A 20,565-nucleotide genomic window follows, 5' to 3' on the forward strand; every position below is an offset into this window, starting at 1 on the left:
CCGGGCGGGGGCAACCCCGTTAGGGCAATTTTGGAACAATGGTCACGGGGCCAGCAACAACGAGTATGATTTGTATGGCGATGCCAGACACGACATCGACAGACCGGAAGCGCGGTCCCATCATCATTTCGCGTCACGGTCGCCCGGCCCTCGACCGCACGGCGGGCCCGCGACTGAACTGGAAACAGTATCGCGACTGGTGGGAACGTTACGAGATTGGCCCTCTGGCCGATGACCAGACGCCGCCGGACGGCCTGGTCAAATCGGTGGCCGATGCTGACATTGTATTTGCTTCTGCGCGCCTGCGTGCCCAGCAGACCGCTGCACGTGCGGCGCCGCACATGCAGGCACTGTTTGACCCGGTATTCAATGAGGCGCCATTGCCTCCTCCCCTCCTGCCGGGTGTGCGTTATCTGCCGAAAACGTGGAATATTCTCGCCCGTGCTGCTTGGTTGAACGGACATGCGCTGGATGGCGAAAGCGTGAAGCAGGCACGTCAGCGCGCCGCTGCCGCCGCGTCTAAGCTCGACGAGGCGTCCAGTGAGGGCAAGGTCTATCTGGCGGCCCATGGCTGGTTCAATCGAATGCTACGTCCGGAAATGAAGAAGCTGGGCTGGAAGTGTTCGTATGACGGCGGCGACGCATATTGGAGCTACCGCATCTACGAATACCGGTAAATCTGGTCGGGAAGTGGTTGTGGACCTCAGGTCGCCGCTCTAGTGTCACGGAAATTTCAAGGAAGATGAGGCCGAAGAATGGCTGATGCGAAAGAGAAACCAGTCGACAAGCTTACCTTCGAGGAGGCATTGGCCGAACTCGAAATCATCGTCCGCCAACTGGAAGCAGGCGAAGTCGAGCTGGAGAAATCCATCGCGATTTATGAACGCGGCGCGGCGCTTAAAGCGCACTGCGAATCCCGTCTGAAATCCGCCGAGCTGAAGGTTGAGCAGATTGTCCAAGGGGCCAATGGGCCGACCACAGAGTCCGCCAATTTCGACTAAAGGGGCCTCGATATGGGCGAGGCCCAAGAGTTCGAACAGCGCCTGAAAGAGGTGGCCGACCGGGTTACCGTTGCGCTTGACCAGCTGATCCCGCCTGCAGGCGGCCCGGAAGCCAATTTGATGCGCGCGATGCGCCATGCCGCTCTGGCCAATGGCAAGCGTATGCGGCCTTTCTTCCTGCTGGAAACGGGCGCCATGTTCGATGCGCCCGAGAAGACCTTGCTGCGCGCTGCCGCGGCGCTTGAATGCGTACATTGCTATTCACTCGTCCATGATGACCTTCCCTGCATGGATGATGATGATTTCCGGCGTGGCCAGCCGACTGTTCACAAGGCTTTTGATGAAGCGACTGCGGTGTTGGCCGGAGACGCGCTGCTGACATTGGCCTTCAAGATCCTGGCATCAACCGAGACCCATGATGATGCATCCGTAAGGGCCATGCTGATCGAGCGGCTTGCCGATGCATCCGGCGCGCGCGGCATGGTCGGCGGCCAGATGATCGACATGTTGGAATCTGACAGCCCGCGGGATTTGAACACAATCACACGCATGCAACGCCTCAAAACGGGCGCGCTGATTTCCTACGCGACAGAAGCGGCGGCGATTGTCGGTCGCGCCCGGGAAGCTGAACGCAACGCACTGGCGGGCTTCTCCAATGATCTTGGCTTGGCCTACCAGATTGCTGATGATTTGCTCGATGCGACCGGCAGCGAGGACAGGGCTGGAAAGCCCCTACGCACTGACGAGGCGGCAGGAAAAGCGAATTTCGTGACCATTCTTGGCATTGAGGGTGCACGCCAGCGGGTGCGCATTCTCGCCGCACAGGCGAAGGAACACCTCGCAATCTTCCGCGAAAAGGCCCATATACTGCTGCAATCAGTCGATTTTGTGCTCGATAGAACGCATTAAGGTCTGGTCAGAATAACAATTCAAAGATCGAGCTTAAACTGGAATGACCGACGCCCGCCCCAATCGTTTGCTGGATGCAATCAATTCTCCTGCCGACCTTAAAGGCCGCTCGCGGGCGGAATTGAAACAACTCGCAGATGAAGTGCGCGACGAAGTCATCGATGTGGTTTCGGTCACGGGTGGCCACCTGGGGTCGGGGCTGGGTGTCGTGGAGTTGACGCTCGCGATCCATTCCGTTTTCGATACACCGGCAGACAAGCTGATCTTCGATGTCGGCCACCAATGCTATCCGCACAAGATCCTGACAGAGCGTCGCGACCAGATGCGCACACTGCGACAGCCTGGCGGCCTGTCAGGCTTCACGAAACGCGCCGAGAGCGAATACGACCCGTTTGGCGCTGCGCACGCATCCACCTCCATTTCTGCGGGACATGGCTTTGCGAAGGCGCGCGACCTGCAAGGCGGCGACACGCATGTTGTCTGCGTGATTGGTGACGGATCCATGTCTGCTGGCATGGCCTATGAGGCCATGAACAATGCCGGCGCGGACAAATCCCGCCTGATCGTAATCCTGAACGATAATGACATGTCGATTGCGCCTCCGGTCGGCGCGATGAGCAATTACTTGTCTAAACTCGTATCTTCGCGACCCTATCGCGGTTTGCGTCGGATCGCCAAAAAAGTGGTCACGCCTATCGGGCTGGAAAGTCCGGCCAGGCGCGCGGAGGAGTATTTGCGCGGCTTTGCCATGGGCGGCACGCTGTTCGAGGAACTCGGATTCTATTATGTCGGGCCAATCGATGGTCACGATCTCGATACGCTTCTCCCGGTTCTCGAGAATGTGAAAGCGATGAAGGACGGCCCGATCCTGATCCACGTCGTTACCCAAAAGGGCAAAGGCTATGCGCCGGCCGAAAATTCGGCGGACAAATATCACGGGGTCTCGAAGTTCTCCGTAATCACCGGTGAGCAATCGAAGCCAAAACCCAAGGCGCCAAATTACCAGAAAGTGTTTGGCCAGACCTTGGCGAAACTCGGAGAAACTGACGACAAGATTTGCGCGATCACGGCTGCCATGCCGTCCGGCACATCGACCGACATTTTCGCCAAGAAATTCCCGGACCGCCATTTCGATGTGGGCATTGCCGAACAGCATGCTGTGACGTTCGCCGCCGGCCTTGCGGCAGACGGCATGAAACCGTTCGCGGCGATCTATTCTACCTTCCTGCAGCGCGGCTACGATCAGGTCGTGCATGATGTGGCGATCCAGAAATTGCCGGTCCGGTTTGCGATCGACCGCGCAGGCCTTGTTGGCGCTGATGGCGCAACGCATGCGGGCAGCTTTGATATCGGATATCTTGGTGCATTGCCGGGCATGATATGTATGGCAGCTGCAGACGAAGCAGAACTCGCTCGCATGGTTGTGACCTCGGCGCAGATCGATGATGGCCCATCCGCCTTTCGCTATCCGCGTGGTGAAGGCACCGGCGCGGCTGTTCCGGAGAACCCCGAGCCGCTCGAAATCGGCAAGGGACGGATCGTTCGCGAAGGCACGACGATTGCGATACTGTCTTACGGCACGCGCTTGGGCGAAGCTGAAAAGGCTGCTGAAATGCTGGCTGCGCAGGGCTTGTCTGCCACGGTTGCGGATGCGCGCTTTGCCAAGCCGCTGGACGCCGAACTGGTCGAACGATTGGCGCGCGAGCATGAGGTTCTGGTCACTATCGAAGAAGGTGCGACGGGCGGCTTCGGCAGTTTTGTGCTGGAACACCTGGCCCGCGTAGGCGCGCTCGACAATGGCCTGAAAATCCGCCCAATGACGCTGCCAGATGTCTTCCAAGATCAGGATAGCCCATACCAGATGTATGAAACGGCTGGCCTTAATGCCCGTCACATTGCCGCCAAGGCGATTGAAGCTCTGGGCCGCGGTGACATTGCCGAGATCAACCGGTTGGCCCGGGCCTGATATCTATCTGAAAAGCAATTTGCGGCGCACGGCGAACCGGTCTTATGTGCCGCGCATGAGACGCTTTCCATTCTATACTTCGATCAGCGCCGCGCTATTGCTGGCTGCCTGCGCCACTGCGCCGGAAGCAGCCGATTCAGGGCCGCCACCGGAAACGGTCATTGCGCAGGCATTGGCGGATTCTAACCCGTACGACGCCGAAGCGATGTTAAGCGAATTGCTCGCTCTCAACTCGCTGACGGCCGAGCAACGCGTCCAGGCTTTGTATCATCGGGGCAGCTTGCGCCGACAGGCGGCAGATAATCGGCTGGGCGCGATTGAAGATTTCGAAGCCCTGTTGGAGATCGCGCCGGATCACGCCCTTGCGGCGAATGCGCGAACGGAACTCGATTATGTCCGCACCGATGTAGAGCAAATCAAGGTGTCGATGAACCGGTTCCTTACGCTCGCTCAATGGTTTGACGGAACTTGGACTTTGGGTGGCCATGAAGAGGCCGTTGCGCGCTATCGATCGTCAGGCTTGCCGCCGACCCCTGAGCAGGTCGAAACACTGGTCGCCGCAGGCTATATCTGTGAGGCAGGCGAGTCGGATGTCCGCTTGCACGAGTTCGGTGAAGACCGGGATGATCTCACCGGGCTGGAATGGTGTGCAGACCTGACCAGTTGAAAGGTCACATAAAATCCACATTACCGCCCTGTCAGCGCACGCCTTGAGCGACTACGACTAGGCACTGAATTTCTTCTGTTCCCTGTTGGAGATGTCCCATGATTCGTTCCGGCCTAATCGCTGCTGCTTCCGCTCTGGCACTTGCAGCTTGTTCTTCCACGTCCGGCTCGACCGAGGCAACGGGTGCCACAGTCGCACCAATGACTGAAACCATGTCCAGCTACGCGCTGGCGATGACCACGGTTGAGGGTCTGGAGGAGGCTGGCAACACTCAGACCGCCATCGACCGCCTGACCCAGCTTTCAGGCGATCCAGAACTGTCGCGAGAGCAACTTGCCGAGACACTCCTGCGCCGCGGCGAGCTGCGTGCCAGCCAGTCAGGCTATGATGTGATGGGCGCGATCGAGGATTTCGAAGAAATCGTGAACACGCTCGACGATACAGCGGTGTATGCCAAGGCAGTGCCTGCGCTCGCGACGGCGCGTGGCAAGGCAGATTCGCTGATGACGGCGTTGAACAAGCCCGAAACCACTCGCCAGCAAAAGTTCGATATACTGATGCAACTGGGCCGCCATGAGGATGCTATCGATCTCATGATTGCCAGCGACCTGACGCCTGACAATGAGACACTGATCGCCATGTACCAGATCGGCTATCTCTGTGAGGGCGATGAGCTGACCGGACGCAGCTACGATGCTGTCGAGCCGGATGGCACCAACCACGCGCTGCGTTTCTGCGATTTCGGCAAGTAACCGCTCTTAATCGATCCAGAATTTTTCGCCGTCGATACGACTGTTTCTATTTCGGAACGGGCGTGTCGGCGGCGTACTGCGCTTTGGGACATGATTTTGCCCCCGCTCTCGAAAAATTGTCGGATGAACGGTCAATTTTTCCTTCAATACTTTGGGGTGGCGTGATTGTGTGGACAAAACACACATCCAGAGGAAACCCATGCCCGCAGACACTTTGCCAAACTGGCCCGCCATGTCCATCGCTCAGGCGAATGAGATGCTCGCGGCCGAAGGTTCCCCGCTAGAGCTCATGGACGCTGTCATCAATGGCGTCGAAATGAAGATCTACAAGAATGCGCCGCCGACCATTCCACTGGTGCTTCAACTCGCCAGCATGCAATACGCCGACCGTGACTTCATTGTATATGAAGATGAGCGCGTGACATTTGATGCCCTCGCCCGAGCCGTCGTCAAACTCGCCGCCGTCATGCGCGACACGTATGGTATCGTGAAGGGTGACCGCGTCGCCATCGTCATGCGTAACTATCCGCAATGGCCCGTCGCCTTCTTCGCTGCCTCCATGCTTGGCGCCATTGCCACCCCAATGAACTCCTGGTGGACGAGTGAGGAGCTCGAATACGGTCTGTCTTTCGCCGGCGTGAAGCTCGCCTTCGTTGACCCACAAATCTATGAGCGTGTCAGGACGGAATGGGAAAAGTTGCCGGACCTGAAAAACGTCATCATCGCGCGCGACCCGGAAGGTGAGTATGGCGACCCGCGCGTGTCACGGATGGAAACATATGTTGGCGGGGCCAATGAATGGGCCAATCTGCCAGCAGTGTCGTGGCCAGCTATTGATCTGGAGCCGGAAGACAACGCAACGATCATGTACACGTCGGGAACGACCGGGAAACCAAAGGGCGCATTGGCCACCCATCGCGCGGTTGTTTCCAACATGTTCAATTCCATGACCTGCCAGGCCCGTATGTTCCTGCGCAAGGGCGAACCTGTACCTGAGCCTGATCCAAACGAACAGCGCGCGACCTTGCTGGCGATTCCGTTTTTTCATGCCACAGGGGCTTTCGCGATCCTGATCCCATCCCTGCTGCGCGGCGACAAGATTGTCTCCATGTACAAGTGGGATGCGGGTAAGGCCCTGCCGATCATCGAGGAAGAAAAGGTTACAGCTGTCGGGGGTGTCCCTGCCATTGCTTGGCAATTGCTTGAACATCCGGACAGGGATAAATATGATTTGTCCTCTATCGCCGCTATTTCCTATGGTGGCGCACCGTCGGCGCCGGAGCTTGTCTCGACCATCAAGAAGCGCTTCCCGGATGCGGCCCCTGGCAATGGCTGGGGCATGACGGAAACGTGTGCCACGGCAACGCTGAATATCGGCGAAGACTATGTGAACCGTCCGGGTAGTGCCGGCGCGCCGCCCAAAGCCGTTGAGCTGAAAATCTGCGATCCTGATGGCAATCCTGTGCCACAGGGCGAAGTTGGTGAACTCTGGTGCAAGGGCGCGATGAACTGCAAGGCCTATTGGAACCGACCGGAAGCGACTGCCGAGACTTTCCGCGATGGCTGGGTCGTGACAGGAGACCTTGCGCGTCTGGATGAAGAGGGCTTCCTCTATCTCGTTGACCGGGCCAAGGACATGCTGATCCGCGGTGGTGAGAACGTCTACTGCATCGAAGTCGAGAATGCCCTTTATGAGCACCCGGCTGTGATGGACGCGGCGGTCGTCGGCATCCCACACAAGATTCTTGGGGAGGAAGTCGGCGCTGTCGTGCAACTGAAACCCGGCATGCATGTTACCGAAGATGAGTTGAGAGCGCATGCCGCCAGTCACCTGGCTGCGTTCAAGGTACCCGTGAAGGTCCTCTTCATGACCGAGCCCCTGCCACGCAACGCGAACGGCAAGATCCTCAAGCCCGTCCTCCGGGAACAGTTCGTCTCATAAGGACCCAAAGCATGACTGCGAAACGACGTATTGGAGACCGGGAGGTTTACCCGGTTGGCCTTGGTTGCATGAACATCACGCATGCGTATGGCCCGCCGATGGATGAAGCGGATGCCAAAGGCTTGCTCGTGCGCGCGCTGGACCTCGGCTACGACTTTCTCGACACGGCAACGCTCTACGGCTTCGGGCGCAGCGAGGAGCTGATCGGGCAGGCCCTGAAGGATAGAAGGGACAGTTACTTTCTCGCCAGCAAATGTGTGTTGGGGTTTGACGGTGGCCAGCGGACGCTGGACGCGCGGCCGGAAAGCATAAAGGCCGCCTGCGAGGCCAGCCTGAAGCGCCTGCAGACAGACGTGATTGATCTCTACTACATGCACCGACCGGATCCGAATGTGCCGATCGAGGACTCGGTTGGCGCATTGTCTGACCTGGTACAAGAAGGCAAAATCCGCATGATCGGATTGTCGGAAATGGGCGAAGCCGATTTGCGCCGCGCGCACGCCGTGCATCCGATAGCCGCTATGCAGAGCGAGTACTCCCTCTGGGTTCGCAACCCGGAAATCGCCATCAAGGCGGCGTGTGAAGAACTGGGCGTGGCGCTCGTGGCCTTCTCGCCCGTGGGGCGCGGCTTCCTTGCCGATCCGCCGGTTGATCCGGCGAAATTCCATGAGTCGGATTTGCGGGGATCCATCTTCCCGCGCTTCACGCCAGAAAACTATGCCCGGAACCTGCCCCTGTTGGACGAGGCACGGGCCTGCGCAAAAGAAGTGGACTGTTCAGTGGCGCAATTGGCGCTCGCCTGGACGCTCGCCAAGGGAGATAACATTCTCCCGATCCCGGGTACGACCAACCTCGCTCATCTTGAAGAGAACTGGCAGGCAGGCAGCGTCCAATTGTCGGAAGATATGGTTGCGCGGCTGGATGCATTCTTCTTGCCGGAGAAAGCCGTTGGTCCACGCTATAACCGTTTGGGGCAGGCGGTCGTAACTACGGAAATGTATCCCTTCGAGCAAACCCGATGACAAATGGGACTGATGGGGACTACCCAAAGTCCGAAAGCGGCAAACCAGTCGCTCTGGAGGCCCGTCGCACCGAGGGAGACGGTCGGCGGTACTCGCCATCTGTTGCGCGCAATCGCGACCCGATCCTCAGCGTGTTTCGTGACCATGTCTGTAAAGGCGGGCACGTTCTCGAGGTCGCTTCCGGCACTGGCGAGCATGGGGCTTACCTGACCCAGGCGCTTGGCGACCTCTACTGGACTTATTCCGACATTGATGCGGAGAGCCGCGCCAGCCAGAAGGCATGGAGAGACGCCAGCTCGCATGATCGACTGGCGGGGCCTGTCGTCGTAGACGCTTCCAAAGGTCAGTGGGGAGACGTGGAACGGCCCGGCTATTGGGACGCCATAGTCTCAATCAACATGATTCATATTGCGCCTTTCGAGGCTGCGTTCGGCCTCATTGCGGGCGCTGGAAGACTTTTGAAGCCCGGCGGTAAGCTGTTCCTGTACGGACCCTTTGCGCGGAACGGCGAGATCGCACCGTCCAACGCGGCATTCACCGAGAGCCTGCAATCGCGAGATTCCGCTTGGGGAGTCCGCGACCTGGATCGTCAGATCATCCCGCTGGCCGAAGAAGTCGGTCTGTCCGTCGCGAAAATCATCGAGATGCCGGCCAACAATCTGAGCGTCATATTCCAGCGTCAGGCCTGATCACTCCCGCCAAAACGTTCGGTCCATTCTTCGACCTGGCTGTCTTCGATCTTCTGGAACAACACGTCCGGCGGAGATATCTCCATGCCTGGCGGCAGGCTGTTCAACAGGCCGGGAATGTCGCGGAACCTGAAGCTCCGATGCTCGTCGGGAATACCGAGCGCATCGAGAATTTTCTTGCCCGCGTCAGGAATGATCGGCAGCGCGAGAATGCCAAACAGGGCCGCGAGGTTTAGGCCCGTGCGTACGCCGACAGCAGCCGCATCCACATCTGACTTGTACTTCACCCACGGCTCGGCCTTGGTAAGATACTCATTGCCGGCGGCCCAGATTGCGCGGGTCTCGGCGGCGGCCTTGCGGAACTCCATCGCCTCATAATGTTCGATCAGACGTGGCAGGCGCTCCTGCAGCTCCGCCGTCATCCACGCTTCGGCGTCGCCAGCCTCGCCTGTCTCCGGAACCTTGCCGTCGAACTTTGACACCGTGTACTTGGTGATCCGGTTGACGAAATTACCGAGTACGTTGGCGAGGTCGGAATTCACCGCAGACTGGAAACCTTCCCAGGTGAAGGCAGCATCCGAGCCTTCTGGGGCATTGGCGATCAGATACCACCGCCAGTAATCAGCTGGCAGCAATTCCAGCGCTTGGTCCATGAATACGCCGCGCTTGTTCGACGTTGAGAACTTGCCGCCATACCAAGTGACCCAATTGAAGGCCTTCAGCTTGTCGACCGTCTTCCATGGTTCTCCGGAGCCGAGCAGCGTCACGGGGAAGCTGACCGTGTGGAAGGCGACATTGTCCTTGCCCATGAACTGGACGTACTCAGTTTCGTCGGCGCCCTTGTCGGTGCGCCAGAGGGCTTCCCAATCATTCCCGGTCGCTTCGGCCCATTCCTGCGTGGCCGCGATGTATTCGATAGGCGCGTCGAACCAGACATAGAAGACCTTGTCTTCATAGCCCGGACGCGGATTGCCATCGGCGTCCAGCACCGGCACGCCCCAGCTCAGATCGCGCGTGATGGCGCGGGCGATCAGGCCCTCATCCAGCCATTTGTTGGCGATGGAAACGGCAAGGCCAGGCCATTGGGCGCCCTTGCTGTTCACCCAGTCGCGAATCTTGTCCTGCATCTGCGTTTGCAGCAGGTAGAGATGGTTGGTGTCGCGGATTTCGATATTCTTGCTGCCGGAGACCGAGGAATACGGGTCAATCAGGTCGACCGGGTCCAGGAGCCGTCCGCAATTGTCGCACTGGTCGCCGCGCGCCTTTTCGAAGCCACAGGTCGGGCAGGTGCCCTCGACGTAGCGGTCGGGCAGGAAGCGGCCATCATCGACAGAATAGACCTGTTTGGATGTGCGCTCTTCGATCAGGCCGTTCTGTTCCAGGACTTGCGCGAAATGCTGGGTCAGTGCGCTGTTGGCAGGGCGGGAGGAGCGTCCAAACCAGTCATAGGACAGGTTGAAACCCTCGCCTGCGGCGCGCTGTATCTCGTACTGCTCGTCGCAATAGGCCTGGACGCTCATCTCGGCGGCCTGGGCAGCCAGTTCAGCTGGCGTGCCATGCTCGTCTGTGGCGCAGATATAGGTCACGTCGTGGCCCATCAGTCGCATCACGCGGGAATATACATCCGCCGGCAGCATGGAGCCTGCCAGATTACCGAGATGCTTGATGCCGTTGATATAAGGCAGGGCGGACGTAACGAGAATGCGCCGGGTTTGCGTCATGGAGATGCGGTCTTTCCCAAATAGCGTTGCGGGCAGGTCGGGCCGTGTGCCCGGTTGCCCTGCACCTTTTAGCGATGCGCGCCGGAAAGGAAAGAATTGTGACGCCTTAAATAACAGGGCAGTCCGTCAAAAAGAACGCCCCGAACACGCTGCAAGGCGCTCGGGGCGAGGGGTTCCAGGACGCGGTGAGGAATCCTGGACTTTCCGGGAGGAAAATTTGTAGGCCTACAGGCCGTAGCCGGTGGCGGCTGTCACGGTAAGATCGACGCGGCGCGCCATTGGGAATGTGAGGGCATCTGACGGGTTGGCTTCAGCGGCCGACACAAAGGCCGTGCGAATGTCACGCGCGCGGATTCCACGGGCGTTCAGGGCTTCCAGCACCACGGCGGCGCGGGCTTCAGACAGGCTGGTGGCCGCCATGTCGTCGATAGCATCGGCTGATACGACACTAGCCTCGATGTCCGATACGGCGCATCCGGCAAGCTGGTCGCCAGCCGTGTTGAGCGAGCGAACCGCATAAGAGGAAAGGACTGATTCCTGCTTTGAGAAATAGACGGTGATTTGAGTATCCTGGCAGGTCCTTTCGTAAGGAACATGAACAGGCTCAAGGGGCGGAGCCTTCGGGGCGTCCGACATGGCAGGGAATGCCAAGGCGATTGCGGCGATGCTGAAGCCGGCCAGTATCTGTGCGCGTTTCATTTCCAGTATTCCTTCAGGCTCTCGTGTCGTCTGACACCCATCAACGCCACATCTTGGTGTGTGGTCTCCTGAAGGACTGGATAGACTTCCTTTGAGGCGGAAATATGCGTCCATCAGGGCGAATGGGGCAGAGTTGGGGAATTTGAAAGAAATCGGCTCCGGAGCGAACTGATGACAATTTGACTGGAACACCCGCTTGCGCCGCCGCTCTGATCGAAGTAGTGACACCCATTCCAGCGTGGCCGGCTTAGCTCAGCTGGTAGAGCATCTGATTTGTAATCAGAGGGTCGGGGGTTCGAGTCCCTCAGCCGGCACCAGCAAAAACAAGGGTCTATCCCCTGCTTCGCGGGAAGTGCGATGTGGAATTGGCCCGCAACCGGTAAAAATGAGATTGATCGCGCTGGTCGCCTGCGTGAGGCTGGACTATCCGACACGGGCATCAACTTCGCACACCGGCCATCTTTTCTGGCGAGCAGAGCAAGGCGGTCGGACCGTCATTTCATATCCGGAATGCCTGCTTGTCTCCGTTGAATTTGGAAAGACCGTGGCGCAATTCCAGATACCTTGAGTGATGTGTGCGCGGCTCAAATCTGTGTTTCGTCGCGCGTGAAGCGGAACAAGCTGTTCAGTTGTGAGCTAGTGTAACTGCCCGCAGATACTCATAGGATACAATTCATGCCCAATACTCTGACACCCGCCGCATCGTTTCCTGACATCGAGGTTGCCACACTGGGTGGGGGTGACGCCAAGCTCGGCGTCCCCAACCGGGAGCACGGGAACTGGAGGCTGATTGTAGTCTATCGCGGGAAGCATTGTCCCATCTGCAAGACTTATCTGACAGAGCTGAATCGCATGCTTGATGATTTTGCTGCGATCGACGTTGATGTCATCGCGGTTTCTGCTGATCCGGAAGAGAAGGCGAAAGCCTCTGCCAGCGATATCGGCTACATGGGCACGATCGGTTACGATCTCAGCACTGCGCAGATGACCGAGCTAGGTCTATTCGTTTCTGACCCCCGAAGCCCGGAGGAAACTGACCGCCCCTTTGCAGAGCCGGCGACGTTCGTCGTGAGGAATGATGGCAAGTTGCAGATCGTGGACGTATCGAATGCCCCGTTTGCGCGTCCTGCGCTGAAGGGCTTGCTGGATGGCCTTACCTTTATTCGCAAGAAGGATTATCCGGTACGAGGCACTCACACTGGATAAGGATTAGCATTCAGTCAGGTTGCGGGTCGCCGCCCCCTGGACTGGATGTTGATCCACCCAAAACCGGCTTGGCCAGGAGTGGTTCAAATAACGGAGCAGTGCGCGCTTTTCTGGCACGAAGGGCGGCGAAAATATCATGCGTGCTCCACAATGCCGACTGCGTACGGGCAGACCATTCCAGGGAATCCGCAACAGAATGGTCACGTGCCCATTGCAAGGCGGCTTTTGTCCCTGCGATGGCGACAGGTGCCTTCCTGCACACCTGATCTGCGGCGGCCATGGCCAGTTTGATCGCCGCATCCGGCGTATCCGCAAGGCGGGTCACAAAGCCATGCTGGGCCGCTTCGTCCGCATGCAGTGTCTCGCCCAAAAATGCCATCTCTTTTACAACCGGCTCAGGCAAGATTTTCGGCAGGCGCTGCAATGCCCCGACATCCGCCATGATACCTGTATTGATTTCCTCAATCCGGAAATAGGAGTCGCGGGTCGCGTATCTGAGATCGCATGCTGCGGCCAGCTCCAGGCCGGCACCGAGGCAAGCGCCCTGTATTGCCGCAAAAACGGGGAAGCGTGCGCGCTCCAGGCAAGAGAAAGTCTCCTGCAAGGAAAGAGCGAGATGGTAGAAGCTCTCACGGGCGCCGGGTGAGTCAGGCTCGGGGATACCGCCTGCAAATTCGTCGAGATCCATTCCTGCGCAGAAATTTCGTCCGCCTGATGACAGAACCATGGCGCGTACTTCCCCACTTCGATCGAGCGCGGAGATATCGGGTGCTAGTCCATTCCAGAATCCGGCGCCCAACGCATTCCCTGACTGGGGGCGCTCCAATATGAGGTGGGCGATTCCTGCCTCCAGTCCGATCGTATATCCAGGCATATTTCAGGTCCTTTATATGCAAAAGAGGTCTTAAAGACCCTTTTATTCAATGTGCGAGGTTTGACAATGATTCGGTGTCCGGAATCGCTCTGGTGCATGTGTAATAAAAAAATAAAATTAAAACAACGCAGTAAATTGAGGGGTGATTGAGGCGGAGTGATCCGCAGGCGCGCGATTTTGTGAAGGTGAGTGATCTTGGTTTCAAAAAGGGTCTTGACGGAAACAATTAACGAGGGACATCTTGCAGTATAACAAAAAGAACCCTCGCACCGCGGGGGAGGGAGGGAGCAATGTTGAAACGCGCTCTTGGCGCCACCGTTTCGGTGTGCGCTTTTGCAATGGTCATGCAGTCGGCCGCCGCGCAGGATGTCTCAGGCGAGGCTGAGCCTGAGATGGAGTCCCGTACTCTGAGTACGGTCACGGTTACGGCCACGCGGCGAGAGGAAAATATTCAGAGTACGGGAGCTTCGGTTTCGGCGCTCGACAGCGAGGCATTGCTCGACCGGTCGGTCCAGTCCGTCGAAGATGTCGCAGACATGGTTCCGGGACTTCACGTTTCCAACTATCAGGGAGACACGTCCATTTTTATTCGTGGCATCGGTACGCCGGTCATCGTGGCCGGTGCCGACAGTTCCACGGCGACCTATCTGGACGGAGTCTATTTGTCGCGCGCGGCTGCAATTGGTCCTGGTTTCTTCGACATAGAGCGCGTGGAAGTCTTGCGCGGTCCACAGGGAACCCTCTACGGGCGCAACGCCACCGGTGGCGCCGTCAACATCATCACCAAGCGCCCCACCGATGAATTCGCCGGCGAAGCGCGACTGATCCTTGGCAATTATGATCGCACGCACGCATTCGCCGCCCTGAGCGGCCCTCTCAATGACCGTGTGCGGGCCCGTCTGGCGGTCCAGAAGGAGGATCGCGACGGGTACACGACGGTTCATCTGCCACGTGGGACACTCCCCGCATCCCAGCCCGATCGCACATTCGATGCGGAGGACAAGCACGACATCACCGCCCGCGCCACGGTGGAGGTCGATTTGACGCCCACCGCCATGCTCACCCTGACGGGGGACTATTACAAAGCGGACGATCGCGCCAACGTCTTCCATTTTGCGAGCCTGGGGTACCAGGATGAAGTGTCGGGCTGGCTCGGGACTCGCGAGGGCTCTCAGACGCTGCCCTATTTCGGCATCAAGAATAGTGGCCGTATCTCGGCACCCGCCTCTCGCGACATCTTTTCGGCAGTCGACTATTTCAACGAAACAAGCGTGTGGGGTCTCACAGGGCGGCTCGACTGGGCCCTCGGCGACTATGATGTTCAGGTCATCACCGGCTACAAGAATTCAAATCCTGACTTCCAGAACTCGTTTGATCTCGGAGACACGTTCAATACCTACATCCATCGCGCCGAAGATCATGAGCAATGGAACGCCGATTTCCAGCTATCCTCCCCGTCCGGAGGACGTTTCAGCTGGATTGCCGGGGGCGGATACTTTTCTGAAGAGAATGATATCCAGAACAACATCTTTGGCGACTTCTGGGAGCCGATCCTTACGCAAGGCCTGCTTGATCTGCAGACTGCGGGTGTCCTGCCACCCTTTCCGGTCAGCATTCCGGAAAGCACGCTATGTTGCGAGCTGCACCTGAACGGGCGTCAGGAAACCGAAGCATTCAATATCTTCATTGATACGAGTTTCGATCTGACCGACAGGCTGACATTGAAGGCCGGTCTACGATATTCCGAGGAAGAGCGTGACGGCTTCCAGAATTTCGACCTCGCCTTTCTCCCGTCAGCACCGGGCGGGTCTCTTGTTAGGTTTGCACCGGAAGTTCTATTTTTCCCCAACGCCGTAAGTGAAAGCCGTGATGGTGTCCAGCCAGACCCGTTTGGGTTCGTGGTTGCACCAGTCGAGGGCCCTGCGACCTTTGATGCGACCACGCCGAAGTTCGTCCTTGAATGGACGGCTACGGATGACCTGCTTCTTTATGCGAGCGCCCAGCGTGGCTTCAAGAGTGGCGGATACAATATTGGATCCAGCCAGCGAACCCCATACGAGCCCGAGGAAATCTGGGCCTATGAAGCCGGCCTCAAAGCTGGACTGCTCGACAAGCGACTGCGTCTCAATGCGGCGACATTCATATATGATTACACAAACCTGCAGGCGCAGGACTCGATCGCCAACCAGCCCATCATCCGGAACGTCGGCAAGGCGGAAGTCAGAGGGGCTGAAGTCGAGTTTGCGGCTTTGCTCGGCAGTGTGTTTCAACTCGACGGGTCGGTAACCTATCTCGACGCGGTTTTTACCGAAGGCGAGCTGACTGAACCCTTGCGTCCCGCACCGCTGACGGATGAGCCGGGATCAACTCTGCGCAATCTTGATGGTTTGAGGCTGCCTCGGGCTCCGGAATGGAAAATGAATATCGGCGCTCAGGCAGACTTTGCGGCATTTGGCGGCGATCTGACCCTTCGGGCGGACTATGCTTGGCAGGATCAGGTCTTCTTTACCGTGTTCAATATCAATGTGGCGTCACAGGATAGCTATGGTGTCCTGCGCGCGCGGGCGACATATGCGCCGGGACATGGACAATACAAGGTCGCGTTGTTTGGGGAAAACCTGACAGACGAGACCTATTTCACCAACCAGATTCTTACGGGCACAACCTATGGTGCCGAATTCGTCGGTTCCCTCGGTACGCCGCGTACGTTCGGAATCGAACTCTCCACCCAGTTCTAGAGGCTCAGCCAGAGGAAACCTCACAAGATGATGACCCCATTGGAAACCGCCCAGACCTGGTATGCCGGCGTGCATGAAGGTGACTTCGACAAATTGTTCGGAGTCATGGCCGAGGATTGTACGATCGAATTCTACGGTCCGAGCGTCATCCCCTTTGCAGGAATTTTTCGCGGCAAGGAGAAGTGCAAGATCTTTTTCGGCCATGTTGGCAATGATGTAGACATCGAGACGTTTCGTCAGGACGAGTTCATAGCGGAACGCGACAAGGTGGCGGTGACCGGGCATCTACGCATGGTGCTGAAGGCGACGGGGCGCCTTTACGCGGCTGATTATGCGCACATCCTTACCATTCGGGATGGACAAGTCATCCGCTTCCGGGATTTTCAGGATAGCGCTCAGGCTGTGCATGTCGCGTTCGACCTGACGACGCCGGAACGCTAGGAATGAACGCGCGTCCCGCCCTCGATTATCAGCTCAGCTCTTTGGGCTTTGCCGCGCCGCCCCCGTTCGGTTTTCGCTTTGCGGTCGCCTCCGAGGCCAGCTCATGATGGATTTCGGTTACTCTGGACAGAAAGTGAATGCCGGACCTGATTTCATCGTCGCTGAGACGTTCGACCATTGTTTCCACAAAGGCGGTGCCGTTGCGCATCATGCTTTCGACAAACTGAACGCCGCGGGGCGTCAACACGACAAACTTCTCGCGTCCGTTTTCGGGGTCTTCGACCATTGTGATCAGGTTAAGGGGCGGCTTGGACAGCGCACGGAGGGATTTCGAGATCGCCGAACTCGTTACTTCGTACCAAGACGCCAGCGCATGCGCGATGTCCTTGCGACGCATCTTCTTCCCATCAGTGCCGCGCGTATGGATGGTCCAGAGGAGACAGGCTTGCTGGCGTGTCAGCACGCCGCATTTGAGGGCGTCCTCAATCTGCATTCCGACCAGATAGTGGATCGGGAAAAACAGGTCGAGGAAATCCTTGCTCGATTGTTTGCGCTTCGAAAGGTCCATCCAGTCTCCGGTTCATTGCTGCGCCCTCGCCGATAAGCGAAGTCGAATCTCCCTTCAAATAGCGAGTCTCCAGAATGCCCGACAAGAAGGAACTGCGCCATGTAACAAAAAGGTCCTAAGGACACAATAAACCAGCGCACGCAAATTCGAGCGCGATCCATACCCTCAACAATCATGCCGGTTGCCAGCACCGCGCTGGGCCGCTGCACCCGGGAGAAGACCAGATGACACAAGCCTCCACCAAGCCTTACATTCCTGATGAATTTCACGTGCGGGATCTTTATCACCCGGACGTAATGGCGAACCCCTATCCGTATTACGCGCATCTGCGCGACTTGCCGATCCAGTTTGGCCTTGAAGATTATCCGCCGGGCACCATACCCGGCTTGGACAAGCCGTATCCCGCGTGGGTCGTGCTGAAGCATGCCGATGTCCAGGAAGTTTGCCGGCGCGCAGATGTCTTCTCGTCGCGCGATATCATGCAGGAAGAATCCGAAGCGCCGACCCTGATGCTGGTCAATCATGACGATCCTCGCCACGCGGAGCTTCGCAAGATTGCCCAAATGGCGTTTTCGCCCAAACGGGTCATGAGCGACGTGGCGCCATGGATGGAGACAACGGTTGAAGCGCAGCTCGACATGGTCGGCGGCGGGACGGTAGATTTCATGCAAGACCTGGCGCCGAATTTGCCCGCGCTCGTAATGACCAAACTGATCGGTACGCCGGAGGAGGACTATGTCCTTTTGCGTCGCTGGGCCAATGCCTTCATGGTGACCTCTGACTTCACCCTGGCGGAGCGCCAGCAATGCAATATCGAGCTCTGGAATTACTATCAGTCAGCGGTCGACCAGCGCTACGCCGATATCGAGACAGGCAAACCGGTTCCCGACGACTTGATGTCTGCCTTCATCCAGACGGAGTCGAACGGGAGCCGTCTGACGCGTGAGGAAGTGGTGCGATTTTGCCTGACGCTGGTCGTGGCTGGCGCAGAGACCACGGGCTATCTCCTGGGAAATCTGATCGATGTGCTGGCCGATGATCCCGAGATGTACGCGACGCTCCGGACCGATCGTTCACTCGTGCGGGCCTTCATCGAAGAAAGCCTGCGCCGGGACGGGCCGGTTCAGCGTCTCCACCGGGTATGCACGCAGGACTACGAACTTGGGGGAGCGCAAATCAGAGAAGGAGATTGGGTGGCGATCTTCCACGCCTCTGCCAATCGGGACCCGGCTGTCTTTGAAAGGCCGGATGAGTTTATTCTGAAGCGACCGAACATGATCAAGCAGGCGACATTCGGGCATGGTATCCATCATTGCATGGGGGCAGGGATTGCTCGCAATGAAGCTGCCCAGATGATCAACAGCCTGCTCAACCGCTACAGCCGCCTGGAATCAGCAGGTGAACGTGTGCGCCAAAGAGGCGGTCTGCTCAATTACGGCCTGAAGACGTGCCCTGTGAATCTGGTTGTGTAGCAGATCAATTCCAGGTGACGTGGAAATGGAAAAATGTGCGTGATCGTTGATGCCGCAATCCTGCATGGGGTCGCTCAAACGTGAAAAACCATGTGCTGCAGCATGGGCTTGCCAAGTAGGTTTTCCGCCCGGCCCGAATGAAGCGAACGGGGAGTAGGCCCTGAATTGCATTTCCCAATTCCATGTGGACGAGGGTGCGCATCCGTTTGGCCTCCAGATTGCCTGATAGCATTCTGGCTCGGTCAAATAAGCAAACTCGGATCATAATCTAGTTAAAGTCACGCCACGCCGTTGTATTTCTTGGTATTGAGGATAGTATTTCTCTCAGTATTCATGAAGCTATCTGTGTTCAGGCTAGTCGTTTGACTGACGAACATATTGATTGAACAAGTAGCTTCGAGGCTTCTGGAAACTGTATGACCAACCAACGGATCGACTGGGACAAACTGCGTGTCTTCAAAGTAGTTGCTGAATTGGGCAGCATGACATCGGCCGCGGCGCGGTTGAGGGAGTCGCCTCCGACAGTAAGTCGGAAGATTGATGAGCTCGAAGAATTTCTGAGCAGCAAACTGTTTACCCGGTCAACTCGCGGCATGGAGCTGACGGAGACCGGGAAGACGGTGCTGCGCTATGCGCGGCAGATGGAAGAGTCCGCCAATGAAGTGCTCAGCAAGGCGATCGGCAAGACCGATGGCACCGAAGGCCGGATCACGATTGGATCGGGTGACGGTGTCGGACCGTACTGGATCGCCCCGCGCCTGGCCGAGTTCCAGACAGCGCATCCAAAGGCGCAAGTTCGAATGCACGTTAAGGCAGAGGAGCCGGACCTGCTGAACGACGAGGCGGACATCTCGATCCAGTTTACCGAACCTCGGGACCCGGAGATTATCTCGCACAAACTGGGCACACTTCATTATATTGGTTTCGCATCCAGAGAGTACCTCGACGCGCAAACGAGTCAGCCTTCCAGCATGTTCGAGTATCATCAGTACAGGTGCATTTTGCACGAATCATATGTTCAGCAAGTTGAGCGATGGGCCCCCAAGGCGCATGAGCTGAAGAAAATGATCGATTTTGCGTTCGTCACGAATTCGGCAAGCGCCATGATCACGTTGTGCCGGAGAGGTGGAGGGATCGCGCTGCTGCCGACATACCACCAGGATGTCTACCCGGATCTCGTCGCATTGGACATGTCGGAAGTGGCGCCGATCCAGTTCTGGATAGCGTATACGGAGCAGACGCGGCGGTCACCGCTTGGCAACCTCATGATCGAATGGATCAAGTCGCTATTTGACAAGCAGGTCTCGCCCTGGTTCACGGACGAGTTCTATCACCCAAAGCAGCGGATCGAAGCTGAAGCCGAATTTCACGAAAGCGTGTCGGTGCCAAGAGTCACCGGCACGTAGATCCTTTTGGGATCAGTCGCTCGACATGACCCGCAAGACTTTTGCCATCATCGAAAGGCGCTCTTTGGAGGGCGTACGGTCGATCCAGGAATGGCATTCTGCGCGAACCTTTGCGGACGGATCAGCGTCCTTGTCATCGTCAGCGTTCTCGTCTTCGAAAAGGCTGGCGATTGAGACGCGCAGGACTTCCGCGACATTGGCAAGCATTCCGGCGCTCAATCGATTGGTGCCGGTCTCATACTTCTGAAGCTGTTGATGGCTGATGCCGAGTTCAGAGCCAAGTTCAGCGAGGGTCAGGTTTCGATCCAGACGAAGTTTTCGGATTTTTTCGCCAACCATCTGATCGACTGCCGTAGGGGCTCTGGAAGTAGATTGCTTCATGACCTGCTCGCTCCATATATCCATCAGAGGTAACCAATTTTCCCGCAAAGGGTGTTATGGCAAGGATGCCACTACCCAAGAAAATGGAATGCACACTGAATTTTGCGTTTC

General features: G+C 57.6%; 19 protein-coding genes and 1 tRNA gene. 15 read left to right on the top strand and 5 right to left on the bottom strand.

Going from position 1 to position 20,565, the window contains the following annotated elements; translation table 11 throughout:
• The first annotated feature begins 74 nt into the window (after window positions 1-74).
• The 9 genes from B3527_RS08400 (at window position 75) to B3527_RS08440 (ending at window position 8,948) form a co-directional block, all read left to right on the top strand.
• The gene (locus B3527_RS08400) at window positions 75-677 is read left to right on the top strand and encodes a histidine phosphatase family protein (protein WP_233347658.1); all 603 of its coding nucleotides are present in this window, start codon (window positions 75-77) and stop codon (window positions 675-677) included.
• 78 nt (window positions 678-755) lie between these two features.
• A complete protein-coding gene (locus tag B3527_RS08405; protein ID WP_034813920.1) occupies window positions 756-1,001 on the top strand; it encodes an exodeoxyribonuclease VII small subunit in 246 nt (81 codons plus the stop codon).
• Window positions 1,002-1,013: 12 nt separating this feature from the next.
• Window positions 1,014-1,910, top strand: coding sequence for a polyprenyl synthetase family protein (locus B3527_RS08410; RefSeq protein ID WP_290478966.1), 897 nt, complete (start codon window positions 1,014-1,016; stop codon window positions 1,908-1,910).
• A gap of 43 nt (window positions 1,911-1,953) precedes the next feature.
• Complete coding sequence (dxs, locus tag B3527_RS08415) at window positions 1,954-3,876, top strand: 1-deoxy-D-xylulose-5-phosphate synthase (protein ID WP_206992683.1); 1,923 nt, start codon at window positions 1,954-1,956, stop codon at window positions 3,874-3,876.
• Between the two features lie 55 nt (window positions 3,877-3,931).
• Window positions 3,932-4,543 carry a hypothetical protein gene (locus B3527_RS08420; protein WP_290478965.1) on the top strand — a complete coding sequence of 204 codons (612 nt, stop codon included), beginning with the start codon at window positions 3,932-3,934 and terminating at the stop codon, window positions 4,541-4,543.
• 98 nt (window positions 4,544-4,641) lie between these two features.
• Window positions 4,642-5,295 carry a hypothetical protein gene (locus B3527_RS08425; RefSeq protein WP_290478964.1) on the top strand — a complete coding sequence of 218 codons (654 nt, stop codon included), beginning with the start codon at window positions 4,642-4,644 and terminating at the stop codon, window positions 5,293-5,295.
• 199 nt (window positions 5,296-5,494) lie between these two features.
• Window positions 5,495-7,237, top strand: coding sequence for a class I adenylate-forming enzyme family protein (locus tag B3527_RS08430; protein ID WP_290478963.1), 1,743 nt, complete (start codon window positions 5,495-5,497; stop codon window positions 7,235-7,237).
• Window positions 7,238-7,248: 11 nt separating this feature from the next.
• Entirely contained in the window at window positions 7,249-8,259 is a 1,011-nt protein-coding gene (locus B3527_RS08435; protein ID WP_206992687.1) for an aldo/keto reductase, read from the top strand.
• The gene (locus B3527_RS08440; RefSeq protein ID WP_290478962.1) at window positions 8,256-8,948 is read left to right on the top strand and encodes a DUF938 domain-containing protein; all 693 of its coding nucleotides are present in this window, start codon (window positions 8,256-8,258) and stop codon (window positions 8,946-8,948) included. The genes B3527_RS08435 and B3527_RS08440 overlap by 4 nt, the downstream gene beginning before the upstream one ends.
• Here the strand turns inward: B3527_RS08440 and metG are convergent.
• Window positions 8,939-10,669, bottom strand: a complete 1,731-nt coding sequence (metG, locus tag B3527_RS08445) for a methionine--tRNA ligase (RefSeq protein ID WP_290478961.1) — start codon at window positions 10,667-10,669, stop codon at window positions 8,939-8,941. The two genes, B3527_RS08440 and metG, sit on opposite strands and share 10 nt — an antisense overlap.
• Before the next feature lie 225 nt (window positions 10,670-10,894).
• Complete coding sequence (locus B3527_RS08450) at window positions 10,895-11,368, bottom strand: hypothetical protein (RefSeq protein ID WP_290478960.1); 474 nt, start codon at window positions 11,366-11,368, stop codon at window positions 10,895-10,897.
• A 241-nt stretch (window positions 11,369-11,609) separates the two neighbouring features.
• Here B3527_RS08450 and B3527_RS08455 point away from each other — a divergent pair.
• Both B3527_RS08455 and B3527_RS08460 read left to right on the top strand, forming a co-directional pair.
• Window positions 11,610-11,685, top strand: a tRNA-Thr gene (locus B3527_RS08455).
• A 358-nt stretch (window positions 11,686-12,043) separates the two neighbouring features.
• Window positions 12,044-12,574, top strand: a complete 531-nt coding sequence (locus tag B3527_RS08460) for a redoxin domain-containing protein (RefSeq protein WP_290478959.1) — start codon at window positions 12,044-12,046, stop codon at window positions 12,572-12,574.
• 10 nt (window positions 12,575-12,584) lie between these two features.
• On the opposite strand, the gene B3527_RS08465 is transcribed toward B3527_RS08460, so the two are convergent.
• Window positions 12,585-13,448 carry an enoyl-CoA hydratase-related protein gene (locus tag B3527_RS08465; protein WP_290478958.1) on the bottom strand — a complete coding sequence of 288 codons (864 nt, stop codon included), beginning with the start codon at window positions 13,446-13,448 and terminating at the stop codon, window positions 12,585-12,587.
• 290 nt (window positions 13,449-13,738) lie between these two features.
• Here B3527_RS08465 and B3527_RS08470 point away from each other — a divergent pair, with 290 nt between their 5' ends.
• Window positions 13,739-16,186, top strand: coding sequence for a TonB-dependent receptor (locus B3527_RS08470; protein ID WP_290478957.1), 2,448 nt, complete (start codon window positions 13,739-13,741; stop codon window positions 16,184-16,186).
• Window positions 16,187-16,213: 27 nt separating this feature from the next.
• Window positions 16,214-16,627 carry a nuclear transport factor 2 family protein gene (locus tag B3527_RS08475; protein WP_051607714.1) on the top strand — a complete coding sequence of 138 codons (414 nt, stop codon included), beginning with the start codon at window positions 16,214-16,216 and terminating at the stop codon, window positions 16,625-16,627.
• Between the two features lie 28 nt (window positions 16,628-16,655).
• Here B3527_RS08475 and B3527_RS08480 read toward each other — a convergent pair whose 3' ends face one another.
• A complete protein-coding gene (locus B3527_RS08480) occupies window positions 16,656-17,195 on the bottom strand; it encodes a MarR family winged helix-turn-helix transcriptional regulator (RefSeq protein WP_290478956.1) in 540 nt (179 codons plus the stop codon).
• Window positions 17,196-17,419: 224 nt separating this feature from the next.
• Between B3527_RS08480 and B3527_RS08485 the strand changes: the two genes are divergently transcribed.
• Entirely contained in the window at window positions 17,420-18,667 is a 1,248-nt protein-coding gene (locus B3527_RS08485) for a cytochrome P450 (protein ID WP_290478955.1), read from the top strand.
• A 416-nt stretch (window positions 18,668-19,083) separates the two neighbouring features.
• Window positions 19,084-20,073: a LysR family transcriptional regulator gene (locus tag B3527_RS08490; RefSeq protein ID WP_290478954.1), complete on the top strand. Its 990-nt coding sequence runs from the start codon at window positions 19,084-19,086 to the stop codon at window positions 20,071-20,073.
• Between the two features lie 12 nt (window positions 20,074-20,085).
• Here B3527_RS08490 and B3527_RS08495 read toward each other — a convergent pair whose 3' ends face one another.
• Window positions 20,086-20,454, bottom strand: coding sequence for a helix-turn-helix domain-containing protein (locus B3527_RS08495; RefSeq protein ID WP_206992697.1), 369 nt, complete (start codon window positions 20,452-20,454; stop codon window positions 20,086-20,088).
• Window positions 20,455-20,565: the final 111 nt, after the last annotated feature.

This window comes from Hyphomonas sp. UBA4505 (assembly GCF_002388685.1).
Lineage (GTDB): Bacteria > Pseudomonadota > Alphaproteobacteria > Caulobacterales > Hyphomonadaceae > Hyphomonas.

Coding starts and splice junctions, on each gene's coding strand:
- B3527_RS08450 (WP_290478960.1), bottom strand. CDS start 11,368: ATGAAACGCGCACAGATACTGGCCGGCTTCAGCATCGCCGCAATCGCC.
- B3527_RS08420 (WP_290478965.1), top strand. CDS start 3,932: ATGAGACGCTTTCCATTCTATACTTCGATCAGCGCCGCGCTATTGCTG.
- B3527_RS08475 (WP_051607714.1), top strand. CDS start 16,214: ATGATGACCCCATTGGAAACCGCCCAGACCTGGTATGCCGGCGTGCAT.
- B3527_RS08425 (WP_290478964.1), top strand. CDS start 4,642: ATGATTCGTTCCGGCCTAATCGCTGCTGCTTCCGCTCTGGCACTTGCA.
- B3527_RS08490 (WP_290478954.1), top strand. CDS start 19,084: ATGACCAACCAACGGATCGACTGGGACAAACTGCGTGTCTTCAAAGTA.
- B3527_RS08435 (WP_206992687.1), top strand. CDS start 7,249: ATGACTGCGAAACGACGTATTGGAGACCGGGAGGTTTACCCGGTTGGC.
- dxs (WP_206992683.1), top strand. CDS start 1,954: ATGACCGACGCCCGCCCCAATCGTTTGCTGGATGCAATCAATTCTCCT.
- B3527_RS08485 (WP_290478955.1), top strand. CDS start 17,420: ATGACACAAGCCTCCACCAAGCCTTACATTCCTGATGAATTTCACGTG.
- B3527_RS08430 (WP_290478963.1), top strand. CDS start 5,495: ATGCCCGCAGACACTTTGCCAAACTGGCCCGCCATGTCCATCGCTCAG.
- B3527_RS08480 (WP_290478956.1), bottom strand. CDS start 17,195: ATGGACCTTTCGAAGCGCAAACAATCGAGCAAGGATTTCCTCGACCTG.
- B3527_RS08400 (WP_233347658.1), top strand. CDS start 75: ATGGCGATGCCAGACACGACATCGACAGACCGGAAGCGCGGTCCCATC.
- B3527_RS08465 (WP_290478958.1), bottom strand. CDS start 13,448: ATGCCTGGATATACGATCGGACTGGAGGCAGGAATCGCCCACCTCATA.
- B3527_RS08440 (WP_290478962.1), top strand. CDS start 8,256: ATGACAAATGGGACTGATGGGGACTACCCAAAGTCCGAAAGCGGCAAA.
- B3527_RS08470 (WP_290478957.1), top strand. CDS start 13,739: ATGTTGAAACGCGCTCTTGGCGCCACCGTTTCGGTGTGCGCTTTTGCA.
- B3527_RS08410 (WP_290478966.1), top strand. CDS start 1,014: ATGGGCGAGGCCCAAGAGTTCGAACAGCGCCTGAAAGAGGTGGCCGAC.
- metG (WP_290478961.1), bottom strand. CDS start 10,669: ATGACGCAAACCCGGCGCATTCTCGTTACGTCCGCCCTGCCTTATATC.
- B3527_RS08495 (WP_206992697.1), bottom strand. CDS start 20,454: ATGAAGCAATCTACTTCCAGAGCCCCTACGGCAGTCGATCAGATGGTT.
- B3527_RS08460 (WP_290478959.1), top strand. CDS start 12,044: ATGCCCAATACTCTGACACCCGCCGCATCGTTTCCTGACATCGAGGTT.
- B3527_RS08405 (WP_034813920.1), top strand. CDS start 756: ATGGCTGATGCGAAAGAGAAACCAGTCGACAAGCTTACCTTCGAGGAG.